General features: G+C 42.6%; 14 protein-coding genes. 9 read left to right on the forward strand and 5 right to left on the reverse strand.

The window, feature by feature from the left end:
- Nucleotides 1–148: 148 nt before the first annotated feature.
- Nucleotides 149–313, forward strand: a complete 165-nt coding sequence (locus IJI01_RS14575; RefSeq protein WP_292192027.1) for a hypothetical protein — start codon at nucleotides 149–151, stop codon at nucleotides 311–313.
- 74 nt (nucleotides 314–387) lie between these two features.
- Here IJI01_RS14575 and ptsP read toward each other — a convergent pair whose 3' ends face one another.
- The 5 genes from ptsP to IJI01_RS14600 all read right to left on the reverse strand — a co-directional run bounded on the left by ptsP (nucleotide 388) and on the right by IJI01_RS14600 (nucleotide 6083).
- The gene (gene ptsP / locus IJI01_RS14580) at nucleotides 388–2094 is read right to left on the reverse strand and encodes a phosphoenolpyruvate--protein phosphotransferase (protein WP_292192029.1); all 1707 of its coding nucleotides are present in this window, start codon (nucleotides 2092–2094) and stop codon (nucleotides 388–390) included.
- Between the two features lie 21 nt (nucleotides 2095–2115).
- Nucleotides 2116–2379 (reverse strand): HPr family phosphocarrier protein, encoded by a 264-nt coding sequence (locus IJI01_RS14585; protein ID WP_029233236.1) that lies wholly within the window; start codon nucleotides 2377–2379, stop codon nucleotides 2116–2118.
- 18 nt (nucleotides 2380–2397) lie between these two features.
- Nucleotides 2398–4326 carry a PTS fructose transporter subunit IIABC gene (locus IJI01_RS14590; RefSeq protein ID WP_292192033.1) on the reverse strand — a complete coding sequence of 643 codons (1929 nt, stop codon included), beginning with the start codon at nucleotides 4324–4326 and terminating at the stop codon, nucleotides 2398–2400.
- 93 nt (nucleotides 4327–4419) lie between these two features.
- A complete protein-coding gene (gene pfkB / locus IJI01_RS14595) occupies nucleotides 4420–5325 on the reverse strand; it encodes a 1-phosphofructokinase (RefSeq protein WP_292192035.1) in 906 nt (301 codons plus the stop codon).
- A complete protein-coding gene (locus IJI01_RS14600) occupies nucleotides 5322–6083 on the reverse strand; it encodes a DeoR/GlpR family DNA-binding transcription regulator (protein ID WP_292192037.1) in 762 nt (253 codons plus the stop codon). Before IJI01_RS14600 ends, pfkB begins: the two co-directional genes overlap by 4 nt.
- A 340-nt stretch (nucleotides 6084–6423) precedes the next feature.
- On the opposite strand from IJI01_RS14600, the gene fliY reads away from it, so the two are divergent.
- The 8 genes from fliY to IJI01_RS14640 all read left to right on the forward strand — a co-directional run bounded on the left by fliY (nucleotide 6424) and on the right by IJI01_RS14640 (nucleotide 17839).
- The gene (gene fliY / locus IJI01_RS14605; protein WP_292192038.1) at nucleotides 6424–7026 is read left to right on the forward strand and encodes a flagellar motor switch phosphatase FliY; all 603 of its coding nucleotides are present in this window, start codon (nucleotides 6424–6426) and stop codon (nucleotides 7024–7026) included.
- A gap of 11 nt (nucleotides 7027–7037) precedes the next feature.
- On the forward strand, nucleotides 7038–8174 hold the full coding sequence (locus IJI01_RS14610) for a DUF4317 domain-containing protein (protein WP_292192039.1): 1137 nt from the start codon (nucleotides 7038–7040) through the stop codon (nucleotides 8172–8174).
- Between the two features lie 14 nt (nucleotides 8175–8188).
- Complete coding sequence (locus IJI01_RS14615) at nucleotides 8189–8896, forward strand: LytR/AlgR family response regulator transcription factor (protein ID WP_292192040.1); 708 nt, start codon at nucleotides 8189–8191, stop codon at nucleotides 8894–8896.
- A gap of 11 nt (nucleotides 8897–8907) precedes the next feature.
- Complete coding sequence (locus IJI01_RS14620; RefSeq protein WP_292192042.1) at nucleotides 8908–10218, forward strand: ATP-binding protein; 1311 nt, start codon at nucleotides 8908–8910, stop codon at nucleotides 10216–10218.
- Nucleotides 10215–11342 (forward strand): GGDEF domain-containing protein, encoded by a 1128-nt coding sequence (locus IJI01_RS14625; RefSeq protein WP_292192043.1) that lies wholly within the window; start codon nucleotides 10215–10217, stop codon nucleotides 11340–11342. Before IJI01_RS14620 ends, IJI01_RS14625 begins: the two co-directional genes overlap by 4 nt.
- A gap of 185 nt (nucleotides 11343–11527) precedes the next feature.
- Nucleotides 11528–14476: a glycoside hydrolase family 3 N-terminal domain-containing protein gene (locus IJI01_RS14630; RefSeq protein WP_292192044.1), complete on the forward strand. Its 2949-nt coding sequence runs from the start codon at nucleotides 11528–11530 to the stop codon at nucleotides 14474–14476.
- Nucleotides 14477–14587: 111 nt separating this feature from the next.
- On the forward strand, nucleotides 14588–17008 hold the full coding sequence (locus IJI01_RS14635) for a glycoside hydrolase family 3 C-terminal domain-containing protein (RefSeq protein ID WP_292192045.1): 2421 nt from the start codon (nucleotides 14588–14590) through the stop codon (nucleotides 17006–17008).
- A 273-nt stretch (nucleotides 17009–17281) separates the two neighbouring features.
- Nucleotides 17282–17839 (forward strand): GtrA family protein, encoded by a 558-nt coding sequence (locus IJI01_RS14640; RefSeq protein WP_292192047.1) that lies wholly within the window; start codon nucleotides 17282–17284, stop codon nucleotides 17837–17839.
- The last annotated feature ends 185 nt before the right edge of the window (nucleotides 17840–18024 follow it).

Consider the following 18024-nt stretch of genomic DNA (forward strand, 5'->3'; position numbering starts at 1 on the left):
CATTTTTTGGTGCATTTTCACATTGCCAACAAACGATTAATCAGTTACGATGTTAAACGCTAGCGTTGTTTAGTAGTGATTTTATGATTAATTGTTATTGATGACTTTCTTACATCGAGTCTGGGGGGACTATGCCGGAGGTAATGTGATGGGCGAATGGAGACAGGCCTTTGATCGTATCATGGATCAATTATATAATCATCCAGAGGAGATGAGAGCAAGACTTCTTGCTAAATATGAGACTTCTAGTAATAATTCAGAGTCTCGTCCTCAGACAGCTATCGAAATGCTTCGTAGCATGAGATGCGAATGATAATTATTTAGATAAAATAAGAGCTTAAGGCAATCATTTGAAGATGCCTTAAGCTCTTTTTGTTATTAGTTATATTATTCTTTAGAAGCTTCTTTTAAAGCTGCCACAATTTCAGCCTCTGTTGTAAGAGCCATGATCTTGTCAGCAAGCTCATCTGCTTCTTTTTTGCTCCATTTGGAAATGATGCAACGCGCTGTCAGCACCAGTACAGGGTTAACTGAGAACTCTGTAAGTCCAAAGGAGATGAGAAGTGGGATCATAAGAGGATCAGCTGCAGCTTCTCCGCACATTCCTACAGGAATTCCTGCCTCTCTACCACATTCTATGATATGTCTGATAGAACGAAGTACTGATGGCTGGAAAGTGGAATATAGGTATGCTACGTCGCTATTTCCCCTGTCTACACTCATTGTATACTGAGTAAGATCGTTAGTTCCGATTGAGAAGAAATCAGCCTCTTTTGCAAGAATATCAGCAATAAGGGAAGCTGCTGGTGTCTCAATCATGCATCCAACTTCTATATCCTTGTCGTAGTCTGTTCCATTTGCATCGAAATCTTTTTTGATCTCTGCAACCATTTCCTTAACAGCTCTAAGCTCTTCAACACAGGTTACAAGAGGAATCATGATCTTGACCTTGCCAAAAGCGCTTGCTCTGATGATTGCGCGCAGCTGGAGCATATATGCTTCTTTATTTCCAAGACAGTATCTTACAGCTCTATAGCCAAGGAATGGATTTTCCTCCTTCTTCATTCCAAGATAAGGAATATCCTTGTCTCCGCCAATGTCCAAAGTTCTGATAATAACTGGCTTGCCACCCATAGTTACGGCAGCTTCCTTATAAGCATTAAACTGTTCTTCTTCAGTAGGAAGGTGACCACTGTCCATGAACAGGAACTCTGAGCGGAAAAGACCTATGCCTTCGCCGTCGCACTCAAGAGCCTTCTTGGCATCCTTGGGAGTTCCGATGTTACAGAAAAGCTCAACGCTTTCACCATCTGCTGTCAAAGTTTCTTTTCCTAAAAAGCCCTTAAGCTCAGACTGTTTGCGGATAAAATCCTCGCGCTTAATAAGATACTTGGATAAGATATCTCCTTCAGGATTGATGTAGACAATGCCCTCAGTTCCATCAACAATAGCTGTATCCTTATCCTTCACAAGTGTTGTGATGTCAGGAACAGACAGAACAGCTGGAATTTCCAACGCTCTTGCCAGGATGGCAGAGTGGGATGTTTTGCCTCCCACCTCTGTGATTATTCCGGCAACATTTTTGTTGTTGATCTGAGAAGTCATGGAAGGTGTGAGATCTCTGGCTACAAGGATAGTGCCAGGCTCAACCTTGCTGATATCTATATCTTTGATGCCTAAAAGGAGCTTTAACATGCTTACCTTGATATCACTGATATCAGAGGCACGCTGTTTCATCATCTCGTCATCCATCTGTGAGAACATGCCGATGAACATGTCGCAGACTGCTTCAACAGCAGCTTCTGCGCACTGTCCTGCATCAATCATCTTGGTCATTTCACCAGCCATGGAAGGATCAGAAATCATCACAAGGTGACCTTCGAGGATTTCAGCCTCTTTGGGACCGATTCTCTTTCTGATGTCCTCCGCCATAGCAGAAGTTTCAGCCTTAAAAGCTTCTACTGCCTCGCTAAAACGCACTTTTTCAGCAGCAGTATCTTCAATCTTTTTCTTCTCGAAACTTAGATCGTGCTCGACTATTACACAAATGCTTCCAATGCCAATACCACGGGATGCAGCTATTCCTTTGAACATATAATAATCCTCCAGCTAATATCAGTCGCCAAGTCCACTTTCAACGAGCTCGATAGCCTTTTTGAGAGCATCTGCCTCATCTGGACCATCGCATACGATTTCGATTTCGCTTCCGCACTTGATACAAGCGCTCATGAGCATCATAACGCTCTTAGCATCGTAAGTTGTGCCATTGAATACAACCTTAACATCGCTTGCAAAAGGGGTAACGGTCTGGCAAAAGAGACTTGCTGGACGCATGTGCATTCCCTGTTCATTAGTTACTGTAATTTTCTGTGATACCATTTTTTATATTTCCTTTCATTAATCGTCTACTTTTTTCTTAAGAATTCCAAGCATCAGACAGCCAGCAGCTGATCCGGCAAGGAGAGCAACGAGATACATTGCTACGTTACCAACTACAGGGAATACGAAGATTCCGCCGTGAGGAGCCATAAGTGTGCATCTGAATACCATTGAAAGAGCGCCTGCAAGTCCTGAGCCAACCATAAGTGATGGGATAACTCTGATAGGATCAGCAGCTGCGAATGGGATAGCACCCTCAGTGATGAAGCAAAGACCCATGATGAAGTTAACAGGGCCAGACTTTCTCTCAGCTGGTGTGAACTTATTCTTAAAGAAGATTGTTGCAAGAGCAATAGCGATAGGAGGAACCATTCCGCCTACCATAACAGCTGCCATGATCATGTAGCCTGTCTCGCTCTGGCTTGCAAGAGCAGCTGTACCAAATACGTAAGCAGCCTTGTTAAGAGGGCCACCCATATCTGTTGCCATCATAGCGCCGAGGAGAACACCAAGTGCTACGATTGAGCCTGTTCCCATGCCTTCAAGGATGCCTGTGATCCATGCGTTAAGAGCGCCAACGATAGGGTTGATAGCGCACATTACAAGACCAATAACCAGGATTCCGCAAAGAGGATAGATCAGAACTGGCTTAATTCCTTCAAGGGCCTGTGGAAGCTTGTCACAGATTCTCTCAAGGAAAAGAACTATGTAACCTGCAGCAAAACCGGCTACGAGAGCACCAAGGAAAGCTGAAGGAATGTTTCCACCAGGAGCAGCGAAGGTTGCACCAGTGCTTGCAAGAGCACCACCTACGAAACCAACTGCAAGACCTGGACGGTCAGCAATACTCTGAGCAATGAATCCGGCGAGGATAGGAAGCATGAATCCAAATGCAACGCCGCCGATTGTCTTAAACCATGCAGCAACTGGTGTGTTAGAACCGAAGTTGCTAGGATCGATTGAATAGTCATCCAAAAGGAATGCGATAGCAATGAGGATACCGCCGCCAATAACGAATGGAAGCATGTGTGAAACACCATTCATAAGGTGTTTGTAAAGCTTTCTTCCAACTGTCTCGTTAGAGTCATCGGATGCTTTTGCGATAGCGCCTGTGTGCTTGTAGGACTTTGTCTCGCCCTTAACAGCCTTATTGATCAGGTCTTCTGGATTGTGGATGGCTTCCTTAGTAGAAGTAATGATTACTTCCTTGCCATCAAATCTTCCCATATCGATATTCTTATCGCACGCGATGATGATTGCATCAGCCTCTGCGATTTCAGATGCTGTGAGAACATCCTTTGCACCTGCAGAGCCGTCTTTTTCTACCTTGATAGAAAGACCCATCTCTTTAGCCTTGAGCTCAAGAGCTTCTGCAGCCATGAAGGTATGAGCGATACCTGTAGGACAAGCTGTTACGCCAAGAAGCTTTTTAGGAGTTGTACTTGCTGCTGGAGCAGAGCCAGCTTTCTTAGCAGCTTCCTCCTTGTCTTTTTCTGCTTCCTTGGCATCGATGATGCTAAGGAACTCTTCTGGAGTCTTAGCTGCGATAAGCTTAGAAGCAAAAGCCTGATCCATGAGAAGAGTCATAAGCTTGGATAATACTTCAAGATGTGTATCTGCAGCTGTATCAGGTGCAGCAATCATGAAGAATAACTTACTTGGGTTGCCATCAAGTGACTTGTAGTCAACACCTGCTGGAACTGTCATAGCTGATAGACCAGGATTTGCTACAGCAAATGATTTAGCGTGTGGAACAGCGATTCCCATTCCAATTGCTGTAGAGCCTTTTTCCTCTCTTGCGAGGATTGCCTTCTTAAAGGCAGATGCGTTGTTGAGATTACCAACCTTCTCGTGCAGCTCGATCAGAGCGTCGATAACAGCGTTCTGGTCAGCTGCTGAAGCATTGATACTAATGCCGTCTTTTTTGAGTAAATCTGTGATTTTCATAGTCCCTCCTTTACGGGATTGCCCCATAGTACTTGTACCTTTTTTCTATATATAAAGAGTTCTTGGATAAACAAACTCACTTATATCTGTGCCTTACAATCTGGCGTATAACTCTCTGATAGCTTCGCCTGTAGCAAGATCATCTGAAAAAGCAGTAGCACTTCCTGCTGCAGTTCCCATCTTGAGGGCTTCTGCGTAGTCGTGCTTGTTCATGTATCCGGCCACGAAACCTGCAACCATTGAATCGCCGGCTCCAACTGAGTTTCGAACCTGACCTTTAGGAACGCCAACTCTGTGTTTTTCACCAGTTTCTGTAATGAGCATTGCGCCATCGCCTGCCATTGAGATCAGAACGTTTCTGGCACCCATCTCCTGAAGCTTTTTGGCGTGTGCTTCAATTTCATCATCAGTCTTAAGAACTGTTCCGAACATCTCACCAAGTTCGTGATTATTAGGCTTGATAAGGAATGGGTGGTACTTTAATACGTTCTTAAGTAGATCCTTGGTTGCATCCACAACTGTATTGATCTTTCTGTCTGACAGTCTTTCAAGTATCTTTTCATAGATGTCACTTGGAAGAGAGTTTGGAATACTTCCTGCCAGAATAATTGTGTCGCCATCCTTGAGAGCATCAAGCTGTTTAAAGAGCTTGTCGATGGCTTCCTGAGGGATATTTGGTCCCTGGGCATTTATTTCTGTCTCAGCAGCGCCCTTGATCTTGACGTTGATTCTTGAAATTCCTTCCGGAAGCTCAATGAAATCAGCCTTGATTCCCTTTTTGTCAACGCTTTCAGCAATGGCTTTTCCTGTGAATCCGGCTACAAAGCCAAGAGCAGTATTCTCAAGGCCTAGATTCTGAAGGATGGTAGAAACATTGATTCCTTTTCCTCCAAAGTAGCACTCCTCGGAATCTGATCGATTAGTCATTCCAGGTGCAAGCTCTGTTCCCATGCGTACAACGTAATCAATCGCGGGATTAAAGGTAATTGTGTAGATCATTTTTTCTCCTCATTAACATTTTTGATAATGGTTTTACTGCTGTAGTTCTTAGAAACTTCACTGTCGGTAATAATGCAGCAGTTAGGTATCTCGGCAAAGGTTACGGAACTTACCTTGCCAAATTTGCTGTGGTCAGCAAGTATGTATGAAACATAAGCGTGTTTGACTGCTTCCTGCTTGACCAAAGCTTCATCCACATCAGGAGTAGTGTAGCCTGCGTGGAGTGATATTCCGTTTGTGCCCATGAATGCCTTGGTGAAATGATATTTACTGATGCCTTCAATGCAGTCGGGACCAATGATGGCCTCTGTAGTAGGTTTGCATCTGCCGCCGATTATCATGGTGTTGAGGCCTTTTTCTAACAGCTTCTTGGCGTGAACGATTCCGTTTGTGATGTACTTGGCTCTGGTGTTAGTGATGTATTTGATCATCTCCAGAGTAGTAGTGCCTGAGTCAATGTATACGAAATCATCATCATTGATGAGAGAAGCTGCATATTTGCTGATGGCCTCTTTTTCATGAATGTTCAGAGCAGCCTTAGCTGATACTGAAGGCTCAAAGGTATTCACGTCAGTGTCTGAAATAGAAGTAGCACCTCCAAATACCTTGATGATTCGCTTCTCGTCATGTAGCACAGCAAGATCTCTTCTGATAGTTGCTGCAGAAGCTCCGAATTCCTCCATGAGCTCAGCTACTGTAACTGCATTTTTTTCATTTATATATGAAACTATTAAATCCTGGCGTTCTTTGGTGAGCATGTATGTTACCCCGTTGTCATAAGAAATAGAAAATAGAAAGATGATTATAGTAGACCATCTAAGTGCATGATAACATCATGAAGGTTCACAATCAATCAAAAATAATCACAAACAATCACGGAGATATTTGTCAATTAATCACAATACTTCACAAAACAATCATAATCAATCATGAAATGGACACTAAGTAATCACAAATTATTCATAAACCATTCGACAAAAGTATTAAAAAACAATAAAGCTTTATCTGTATAGCGTATATATTCTTTACAAGAAGGCGACTCGAATATTAAAATAAGATTAGAGTTTTTCTACATTATTGCCTTAGGAGGTGCTGATTTTGGAAGAATTAAACTTAACCCAGGAGCATATAGATATCATCGGTGAGATCGCTAATATTAGTATGGGTAATTCCGCAACAACTCTGAGTATGATGGTTAACAAGAAGGTTGATATCACAACTCCTAATGTAAAGATGATTAAGAGAAGTGAAGCCTTGGATGATTATGAGAAAACCTGTATCTTTGTACAGATTCATTATGTTAAGGGACTTGAGGGAAATAACGTGTTGGTGCTCAAGGAGCATGACGTTAAGGTTATGACCGACCTTATGATGGGCGGAGACGGTACAAATACAGCAGGTGATATTTCTGATCTTCATCTGTCAGCTGCTTCAGAAGCCATGAACCAGATGATGGGAACTAGTGCCACATCTTTATCATCTATGCTTGGAGTGCCTACAGATATCAGTACTCCTATAGTTAATCAGATTGATGTAGAGAGTATCAAAGTTTTTGAAAAAATGTTTGATACTACTTATGATAAGTTTGTTAAAATAGCTTTTAGGATGACAATAGGTGACCTTATTGATTCCGTCATGGTACAATTATATCCGGTGCAGTTCGCTGTGGATATGTGCCAAAAATTTATGAACAAAGGATAACAATACTTAAAATGAATAAGGCAGAAACATTAGAGATCAAGAAACAGTTTACACCAGACAGATGCACTATCGATCACATTTGCGGATGCTATGTTGATCACGAAAAGAACAAGAGACTTACATTTAGAAAAGCCTTTGGACAGATTCCAGAGGAGGAAATGTTCAAATATCTGGATATTTTCCAGCATACACTTGCAGGTACTTTTGGCAAGAACCTAATTAGTCTTGAGTTCCCTCTAGACCAGGAACAGCCAGGAGGGACTCAAGATTTTCTTTTGACCTTAAGAGATTCCAGACTTGAGGACGATGAGCTTGTGGATGAGTTCTACGACAAGATCATCGCCAATTATATCAATGGAGAGAACTACTATATTATTGTAGTTCATGCAGTATACGATATTCCTGGTATAACCAAGGACGGTATTGAGATGGAGGACGCTTCAGAGAAGATTTATGACTATATTCTCTGCAGTATCTGTCCTGTTAAGCTGTCCAAAGCAGGCCTTGGCTACAACGAGTCCAAGAATGCCATTGAGGACAGATATCGTGACTGGATCGTAGAAGGACCTACCAAGGGATTTCTTTTCCCAGCCTTCATAGAAAGAGATATGGATATTCACAACATGCTGTATTTCACCAAGAAGCCTGATGATCTGCAGCCTGAATTTGTGGAGGCTATGTTTGGTGGAAGAGCTCCAATTTCCGCACCTGAGCAGAAAGACATTTTTGATGCGGTAGTTCAGAATACAATCGGCGAGGAAGCTGATTACGATATCATGAAGAATATTCATGACAACTTAAACGAGATGATCGAGGACCACGAGGGCGACCCTGAGCCACTTGAGCTCACCAAAAAGGATGTTAAGCAGCTCCTTCAGGATAGCGGAGTGGCAGAGGAACGTCTTGAGTATTTTGATGCAAATTATGAGAAGTGCGCTGGAAATGAGGATTTCCCTCTTTTAGCCAGCAATATTGCCAACACCAAGAAGTTCGATATAGAGACTCCTGATGTTGTGATCAAGGTTAAGCCAGACAGAACAGACCTTGTAGAATCCAGAATCGTAGACGGCAGACAGTGCCTTGTTATTGCGGTTGATGATCACATTGAAGTCAACGGTATAAATGTCCGTACTTTCATGAACAAGTAAATTAAGGAGACAAGATGATCCAACTGGCAATAGTTGAGGATGAAGATTCATATGCAGCTCAGCTGACGGAGTATATTAACCAGTACCAGTCTGAGAGTGGTAAATACTTCAAGATTACCAGGTTTACTGATGGTGATGAGATTACCAATGGCTATAAGGGACAGTTCGATATTATCCTCATGGATATTGAGATGAAGCTTATGGATGGTATGACCGCCGCAGAGGAGATCAGGAAGCTTGATAGCGAAGTGGTCATAATGTTCATTACTAATATGACTAATTACGCTATAAGGGGCTATCAGGTGGATGCGCTTGATTATGTGCTCAAACCAGTCAGCTATTTTGCCTTCTCTCAGAAGCTTGGAAGGGCTATTAGCAAGATAAGGAAGTCCTCTTCCAAGGTTATTTCAGTTGATATGCCTTCAGGAGTCAAAAAGCTGGATATAGACAATATCTTCTATATAGAAAGCGAAGGACATAACCTTAATTTCTATACAACAGGAGGAGAGTTTACTATCAGGGCCAAGATTGGCGATTTTGAAGAGCAGCTCTCACCATACTCTTTTTTCAGGAGTAATAAAGGGTATTTAGTTAATCTTAAATATGTTGATGGAGTTGAAAATGGCTCCTGTATTATAGCTGGTAAGCAGCTTCTTATCAGCAGATCCAGGAAAAACGACTTCATGAGCGCGCTTACGGATTATATGGCTTCGTTGCCATAAATGGTTTTAATATGGAGAACATTTATCAGGATATTCCCAGAATATATACTGCGCTTGCAGAATGGCTTGCGTGTCTGACCTACTGTATGGTCATGAAGCGCAAGATCAAGAATGAAGATTTTATTCTTGTTACCATTTTGTGCCTTATAGTGCAGAGCATGTTTCTGGTTCTGACTAAAGGGCTTCCGGTTGTATTCTGGATTCCCTGTATGCTGATTGCTGTAGGAATAATGTATGCCTACATGGCATTTACCTGCGACAACAGCAGAAACGTTATTGGATATTACTGCGCAAGAGCCTTTCTTCTGGCGGAGCTTGCTGCATCACTTGAGTGGCAGCTTGCCTGCTTCTTTAGGAATATGACAGATTCCATACTGGTTCAGGCTGTGATCCTGATAGGAGTATATGGTCTTGTCTTTACCTGGGCTCATTACATGGAAGTCGGCATCACGCGAGGCGTCTTCCAGCTGGAGATCAACAATCACGAGCTGTGGGCTGCGATTCTGATCGCGGTTATGGTGTTTGCCTTTAGTAATCTGAGTTTTGTATTTCGTAACACGCCATTTTCCGGTGGAATTGCTGCGGATATTTTTTACATCAGAACTCTCGTGGATCTGGCAGGAATCATGATCCTTTATGTGTACCAGAGCCGAATCTGTGAGCTTCTTGCGGAAAAAGAGCTACGTAATATCCACTCAATGCTCAAGGCTCAGTACGACAAATACAGGAACTACCAGTCTACCTTTGAAGTCATCAACATGAAGTACCATGACCTCAAGCACCAGATTGCAGGCCTTCGCGCAGAGATGAGTGATGATGAGCGAAAGAGATGGATTGATTCACTTGAGCAGGAGCTTGAATCCTACAGCCCTGAGCTTGAGACGGGCAACAGCGTTCTGGATACACTTATTGCAGGTAAGATGATGAACTGCAGAGCCAATAATATCAAGATTACCTGCGTTGCAGATGGTGATATTTTGGACTTCATGCATGTTGCGGATATATGTACTATTTTTGGAAACGCACTTGATAACGCCATTGAGAGCGTTACCCTTATAGATGACCCTGAGAAGAGGCTGATCCACTTATCTCTTTCTCAGAAAAAGAACTTTATATTAATACAGATAAATAATTACTGCGAGAATACAATCACCATGAAGAACGGTTATCCTGTTACAACCAAGGCTGACAAAGGAAATCATGGCTTTGGACTTAAGAGTATCAGGTATACTGTCGAAAAATATCATGGAACACTTAATTTTGACTTGAAGGATAACTGGTTTGAGCTGAAGATGTTGATTCCAAAGGGGAACAATGTATGAACATGCTGGCCATAGCAGTAGCTGATTATATTGGCTTTGTCTTGCTGATAGCAATGCTTATCAGCAGCCATATAAGAAGATCTGCCAAGTTAGATGAATACAGGTTATTTACTGTGATCGCCTTTATGTCTGCAGTAGCATGCGTAGTAGACGTGCTCATGTTTTATTGTGACGGAAAGAGCGGGGCTGTATTCAGGTTTGTCAATCTGGTTGGCAATACCTACTGCTTTTTCACCAATCCGTTTTTTGCCATTGGTTGGTGCATGTACACGGAACTCAAACTCTATAAGTCCCGCTCCAGGATCAGGAAGAGATACAGATATATTGCTATACCAGGTATCATCTTTATGATACTTGCGTTAGCGAATCTATTTGTTCCAGTGGCCTTTTATCTGGATGAATCTAATGTATATCACAGGCTTCCACTTAGCTATGCTTTTTTTATTCTTGAATTCCTCTATATGGCTTATAGCATTTATACAGTTATGGCCTATGAATCAAGATATGGCAAGGTGAGATTCTTCCCAATCTGGTTGATGATGGGACCTATAGTTCTGGGCTGTGTTCTACAGCTGATGTTCTATGGTCTGTCACTGATCTGGGTATCTCTTGCGATCGGACTTACTTCTATATATATGTCGATGCAGAATGAATTCTCTTATCTGGACACTTTGACGGGGCTATATAACAGAGCTTATCTGGACTATATCCTGGAGGGCTATTCCAAGGATCCTAACAGCCGTCTTGGTGGAATCATGATCGACGTGGATTATTTTAAAAAGATAAATGATACCTTTGGACATTCCGTTGGTGACGAGGCTCTTATTGATGTAGCAAGAGTCCTTAGATTTAGTAAGCCCGACAAGGCTTTGGTTGTGAGATTTGCAGGTGATGAGTTTATTCTTCTTATGAAGGACAGCACAGACGAATCAATGCAGAAGATTATCAAGGCCATCAGGGATGAGCTGGATCTTTTCAATGATACGGAAGGTCGTCATTATAAGCTTTCTCTTTCTATAGGCTATACACTCTTTGATCCGGAAAAAGATGACGTGGATAGTTTCTTCAGACACATGGATGACAACATGTACGAAGAAAAGACACAGAAACACTCTGAGCGATAGTGAAACGATTAAGTTGCATACCATTCATGACAAAAAGCGTACCGTTTATGACAAAAACGGCACGCTTTATTTTTGCGTGTTAACCTCTTATTGTAAGCGCTGCTGCGAATGTATCATGCGGCAGTCAAACAAGGGTTATGGTCCTGACCAGTCCATTTCCTATTATGAAAAGGGAGGTTCAATCTATGTTATCTATCAACATGGCGGACGTTATGAACGTCATCAATTCTATCAAGTCTTACTTGATTGCTATTGGTGTGATAATTGCGGTTGCTATCGTAATCATGATCGCAGTTATGAAGCTTAAGAAGTCAACCAAGAAGCTTGTAAGAGGCACAGCACTTGTTGCTATGCTTACTGGTATTGTTGTTTGTGTGAATATGATCCTTACAGGACCTATGAGCACAATGCTTGATCTTGTTAGTGGAAAAGGAACTATTTCTAAGGCTACTTCAGATGAAGCAACTACTCTTGCTCAGGACATCGCAAGAGAAGGTATCGTACTTCTTGAAAACGAAGGTAATACACTTCCAGTAGCTTCTGGAAGCAAACTTAATGTTTTTGGATGGGCTTCAACAAATCCTATCCTCGGTGGTGCAGGTTCAGGTGCTCTTAACGAGGCTTATGCTACTATCGATCTTCTTCAGTCACTTAAGAGTGCTGGAATCGAAACAAACGAAGAGCTTACTAAGTTCTACACAGACTACAAGGCAGACAGACCTGTAGTTGGAATGTGGAATCAGGACTGGACACTTCCAGAACCTAACGTATCTCTTTATACAGATTCACTTATTTCAAATGCAAAAGCTTATTCTGATACAGCTATGATCGTTATCAGCCGTTCAGGCGGTGAGGGTGCTGACCTTCCAGCTAATATGCCTGCAGTTGTTGACGGATCATTCCAGGATGGCACAACTTATACAGCTGGTGTTTACGATGATACTCTTAACGAGGGTAATGACTGGGATGCTGGTGATCACTATCTTCAGCTTACAAACAGAGAGGAAGAGATGATCGACCTCGTTTGTGCTAATTTCGATAAGGTTATCCTTGTTTACAACGGCGCTAATGCTTTCGAGCTTGGTTTTGTTGAGGATCACCCACAGATCAAGTCAGTTCTTTGGGCTGCTGGTATGGGCCATGTAGGTATGCAGGCTCTCGGCGAGATCGTAACTGGTGAGGTTAACCCATCTGGTAAGACAATCGACACTTATGTTTACAACATGAAGGAAACACCATGGTGGAATAACTTTGGTGACTTCAACTATGCAAATATGGATGAGTTTGCTTATATCTCAACAAACTTCATGACAGGCGCTGAGTCAAGAGCAGACGTAAGTTTTATCAACTATGTAGAAGGTATCTACGTTGGCTACAAGTTCTATGAGACAGCAGCAGTAGAAGGTCTCATCAACTATGATGAAATGGTTCAGTATCCATTTGGATATGGACTATCATACACAACATTTGAGCAGACAATGGGTGACATCACAGAGGCTGATGGAAACATCACTTTTGATGTTACAGTTACAAACACTGGCGCAGTAGCTGGTAAGGACGTTGTAGAAGTTTATTACAATCCTCCTTATGAGAACGGTGGAATTGAGAAGGCAACAGCTAACCTTGTAGAGTTTGCTAAGACTTCCAAGCTTGAGCCAGGTGCTTCAGAGACTATCACAATCTCTTTTGCAGTAGAAGATATGGCTTCCTATGATTATCAGAACGCTAAGGCTTATGTTCTTGACGCTGGTGACTATGAGATTTCTATCAACAAGGATTCTCACAATGTAATTGATTCTAAGACATACTCAGTTGGAACAACTGTTACTTATGACGGATCAAACAAGAGAGCAAGCGATAAGGTTACTGTTACTAATGCATTTGATTATGCAAACGGTGGTCTTGAGTACCTCTCAAGAGCAGATGGTTTTGCTAACTATGCTAAGGCTACAGCAGCTCCAGCAAGCTATGATATGCCTGCAGATGCTAAGGCTACATTCTACAACATCAGCAACTACCTCACACCTGAGGTTACAGCGGCTGATGAAGATGCAAACGCAGCAGCAGTTACAACAGGTGCAGCTACAAGCCTTACACTTAAGGATCTTCGTGGCGTAGCTAAGGATGATGCTAAGTGGGATGAGCTTCTTAACTCAATGTCACTTGATGATATGAATGCTCTTATTTCTCTTGGCGGATACCAGACAAACTCAGTTGAGTCAATCGGTAAGGTTCGTACAAATGACTGTGACGGCCCTGCTTCTATCAACAATAACTTCACAGGCGTTGGATCACTTGGATTCCCTGTAGGTGTTACAATTGCAGCTACATTCAACAAGGATCTCGCTTATTCATTCGGTGATTACATCGGTAAGATGGCTAACGAGATGGATGTATCTGGTTGGTATGCACCAGCTATGAACATTCACAGAACAGCATTTGCTGGACGTAACTTCGAGTACTATTCAGAGGACGGTGTTCTCTCTGGTAAGATCGCTTCTGAGGCTACTAAGGGCTCATGGGCTAACGGAGTTTACGCTTATGTTAAGCACTTTGCTCTTAACGATCAGGAAGGCAACAGATGCGACATGCTCTGCACATGGACAAATGAGCAGGCTATGCGTGAGATTTACCTCAAGCCTTTCGAAATCTCAGTTAAGAATGTTGAGATGACAGCAGTTATGTCTTCCTTCAACTACATTGGAAACCGTTGGGCAGGTGGTAGCAGCTCACTTCTTAAGACAGTCCTCAGAGATGAGTGGGGCTTCAATGGCTTCGTTCTTACTGACTACTTCGGAGTATATGGCTACATGTCATCTGACCAGGCTATCAGAAATGGTACAGACTGTATGCTTGTTAACTATCCAACAGCTACAAACAATGTACAGTTCAGAGATACAAACGGAGCTCAGCAGGCTATGCGTGAGGCTACCAAGAACATTCTCTACACTGTAGTTAACAGCCGTGCTTATGCACCTGAGAATCTCAAGGAAGGTATGGCTTCATGGAAGGTTCTCATGATCGTACTTGATGTTGTATTCGGCGCACTTATGGTTTGCCTTATGGCTGTATTCTGCAAGAACTTCAAGAAGAACAGAGAAAAAGAGGCAGCAGCTGAGACAGCACAGCAGTAATTATTCAGCTACTGAATAAACAATAAATTTAATGCAGGAATCTTAGGCGGTGGGAAGGTTCTCGCCTGCCTAAGATTCCATATTGTAAATAAAGGTAATGCGAGGGAAAAAATGAAATATCAAGATATCATTGAGAAGATGACAATCGAAGAGAAGGCTGCTTTTTTAAGTGGTAAGGGTGAATGGCAGACCAGGGATTTTGAGAGACTTGGAATTCCTTCAATATTCTGTTCTGATGGCCCTCACGGTATCAGAAAGCAGGCTGGAGCAGGAGACCATCTTGGACTTAACGAGTCAGTTCCTGCAACATGCTTCCCTACAGCAGCAACAATCGCCAACAGCTGGAATAAAGAGCTTGGCGAAGAACTAGGTAAAACTCTCGGTGAAGAGGCTATGGCAGAGGGTGTCAATGTTTTACTTGGACCTGGCCTTAATATCAAAAGAAGTCCTCTTTGCGGAAGAAATTTTGAGTATTTTTCAGAGGATCCATATCTTGCAGGTAAAATGGCTGCATCTTACGTTAAGGGTATTCAGTCCCAGGGCGTTTATGCATGTCCCAAGCACTTTGCGGTGAACTCTCAGGAGCTTCGTCGTATGGCTATGAACTCAGTTCTTGATGAACGTACCTTAAGAGAGATATATCTGACTGGTTTTGAAATTGCTGTAAAAGAAGGTAAGGCCAAGACTATCATGTCTGCGTACAATGAGGTCAACGGCACATATGCCAACGAAAATAAGCATCTTTTGACTGATATCCTGAGAGACGACTGGGGCTTTGACGGTATTGTTATCACTGACTGGGGCGCTTCTAATGACCATGCCCTTGGTGTGGCTGCAGGCTCTAACCTTGAAATGCCTAACCCTGGTCTTGACTCTGCGAGAGAGCTGATCGCAGCTGTAGAGAGTGGCAAGATCAGTATGGCTGATGTAGATGCAAGAGTTGATGAGCTTCTTGATGCTGTTATGACTCTTTATGTTAACGCTCAGAATAAGCCAACTGACTTTGATAAGCCAGCGCATCACGCTGTTGCAAGAAAGGCTGCTGCAGAGAGTACAGTACTTCTCAAGAATGAAGATAAGATTCTTCCTCTTAAGCCAGGCTCAAAGGTGGCTATTATTGGTGATTTTGCATTTGTTCCAAGATATCAGGGAGCAGGCTCATCACTTGTTAATCCTACTAAGATAGAGACAATATCTGAAGTTATCGGTAACTATGATCTTCAGGTTATTGGTTCTTCCAGAGGCTATTCACGTAATGGTGAAGAGGATGCTGCAACCAAGAAGGAAGCCCTTGATATCGCATCAAGAGCTGATATAGTTCTTTTCTTCTTCGGACTTAATGAGGACAGCGAGTCTGAAGGTATGGACAGAACACACATGAGAATTCCTCAGAATCAGATCAATCTCCTTCAGGAGCTTGGACAGGTTAACAAGAACCTTGTAGGTGTTATCAGCGCAGGTTCTGCTATTGAGATGCCATGGCATCACTATTTCAAGGCAATCCTTCACTGCTACCTCAATGGACAGGCTGGAGCAGGCGCTGCTATGGATATTCTCACAGGTGGAGTTAACCCATCCGGTAAGCTTTCAGAGACTATCCCAAGACGTCACGAGGATACTCCTGCATACCGTTATTATCCAAGCTCTCAGAGAACCTCTGAGTATAGAGAGAGCCTTTATGTAGGCTATAGATACTACGATACAGCTGAAATCCCTGTCCTTTATCCATTTGGCTTCGGACTTTCTTATACCAAGTTTGAGTACAGCAATCTGACTGTAACAGATACAGGCGTAAGCTTCGATGTTAAGAATACTGGCGAGATGGAAGGAAAAGAAGTAGCACAGCTCTATGTTTCACTTCCTGGAGCTAAGGTGTTCAGACCAAAGAAGGAGCTCAAGGGCTTTGCCAAGGTATCACTCAAAGCCGGCGAGACCAAGAAGGTTGAGATTGCTTTTGACGACAAGACCTTCCGTTACTGGAATGTTAAGACTAATAAGTGGGAAGTTGAAGGCGGAGAGTACGTGATCAGAATCGGCGCCAGCAGCGCAGATATCAGACTTGAAGGTAAGGTTACAAGAGAAGCTACAACAGCTGAGCTTCCTTATAACGAGGCTGAGCTTCCTGCATATTACAGTGGCAAGATTCAGAGTGTAGAGGATGCAGAGTTTGAGAAACTCCTTGGAAGACCTATTCCTGATGGAAAGTGGAGCGGACAGCTCACAAGTAACGACGCTATCTGCCAGCTCTACTATGCTAGGAGCGGTCTTGCAAGATTCGCATATAAGCGCCTTACAGCTATGAAGAAAAAGGCTGACGAGAGCGGCAAACCAGATCTTAATATCCTGTTCATCTACAATATGCCATTTAGAGCAATGGCCAAGATGACAGCCGGCGCTGTGAGCATGGATATGGTAGATGGAATCGTAGAGCTTGTTAATGGTAAGTTCTTCGGCGGTCTTGGTAAGATCATCGGCGGCTATTTCCGTAATAGTAAGCTGAACAAGCAGTACGAAAGTCGCATCAAGAAATAATAGGACGCCATAATTTATATATGGCTGTACATTGGTAATAGGACGATATCTTGCATAGAATATACAACGTCGCTCGTAGTTCTGGACATTACGATGAGCCAATACAATGGTATTGTCTCATCTCCATAGAACTAAAATCGCTCCTATTTGTATATTCAAAGCAAGATATCTGTATATGACAAACTGGACGCCATATAAGATGAATTATGGCTGGTTATGGCTAGATAGACTTAAAACATATATTTTGATATTTGATTGGAGGAATTTTTAATTATGAAATGGTGGAACAGTTTTGCAGAAAAGCACCCTGCTATTGCGAAGTGGGTGAGAGAAGGAGGTCTTTTTGTAATCGTTAGTAATTTGATTACTGTATTTAAGTACCTGCTTCTTACTTTCCTTCCTGCAGCCTTTGCTTTCCTTGGAGACAGATCTTTTGGATGGCCAGGAATCCCTCTTACAATCGCAGGAGAGACTTTTGACTGGAACATCCTTGGATACGATCAGGCGCATGGTGGTCTTGCATACTTCACAGCTTACATGATCGCTATGGTAATTGGTGAGTGCATCAACTTCCCAATTCAGAAGCTTTTCGTATTCCGAAACCACGATAAGCCTGGCAAACAGATTGCCTGGTATGTAGTAGCATTCATCGTGATCACCTGCATCGTTAACTCAATCAACTGCATCTGGGTTGCAGTTGCAGGCAAGTTCGTACCTGCTTTTGTTTATAACATTGGTACAACAGTTCTTAACGGTGGTGTCAGCATGGTTGTATTCTTCTTTGTTAATAAGATCATCTTCCCTGAGACAGTAAATAAGGAAGAAAAATAAACTTACCGAATTCGGTAGCTTTAAAGCCATTGCTCGCTTATGAGCAATGTCATTAAGTTAAGGGCGACGACAATAAGACTCTTATACCAGAAATGGTATAGGGGTCTTTTTTTCTGAAAAAACAGTTGACAGTAGGGCTGAAAAGTGTGGCCGCTTTCGCTACTGATTATATTTAGAGGTAGCGA

The organism is Butyrivibrio sp. (assembly GCF_017433805.1).
In the GTDB taxonomy this organism is placed as follows: Bacteria; Bacillota; Clostridia; order Lachnospirales; family Lachnospiraceae; genus Butyrivibrio.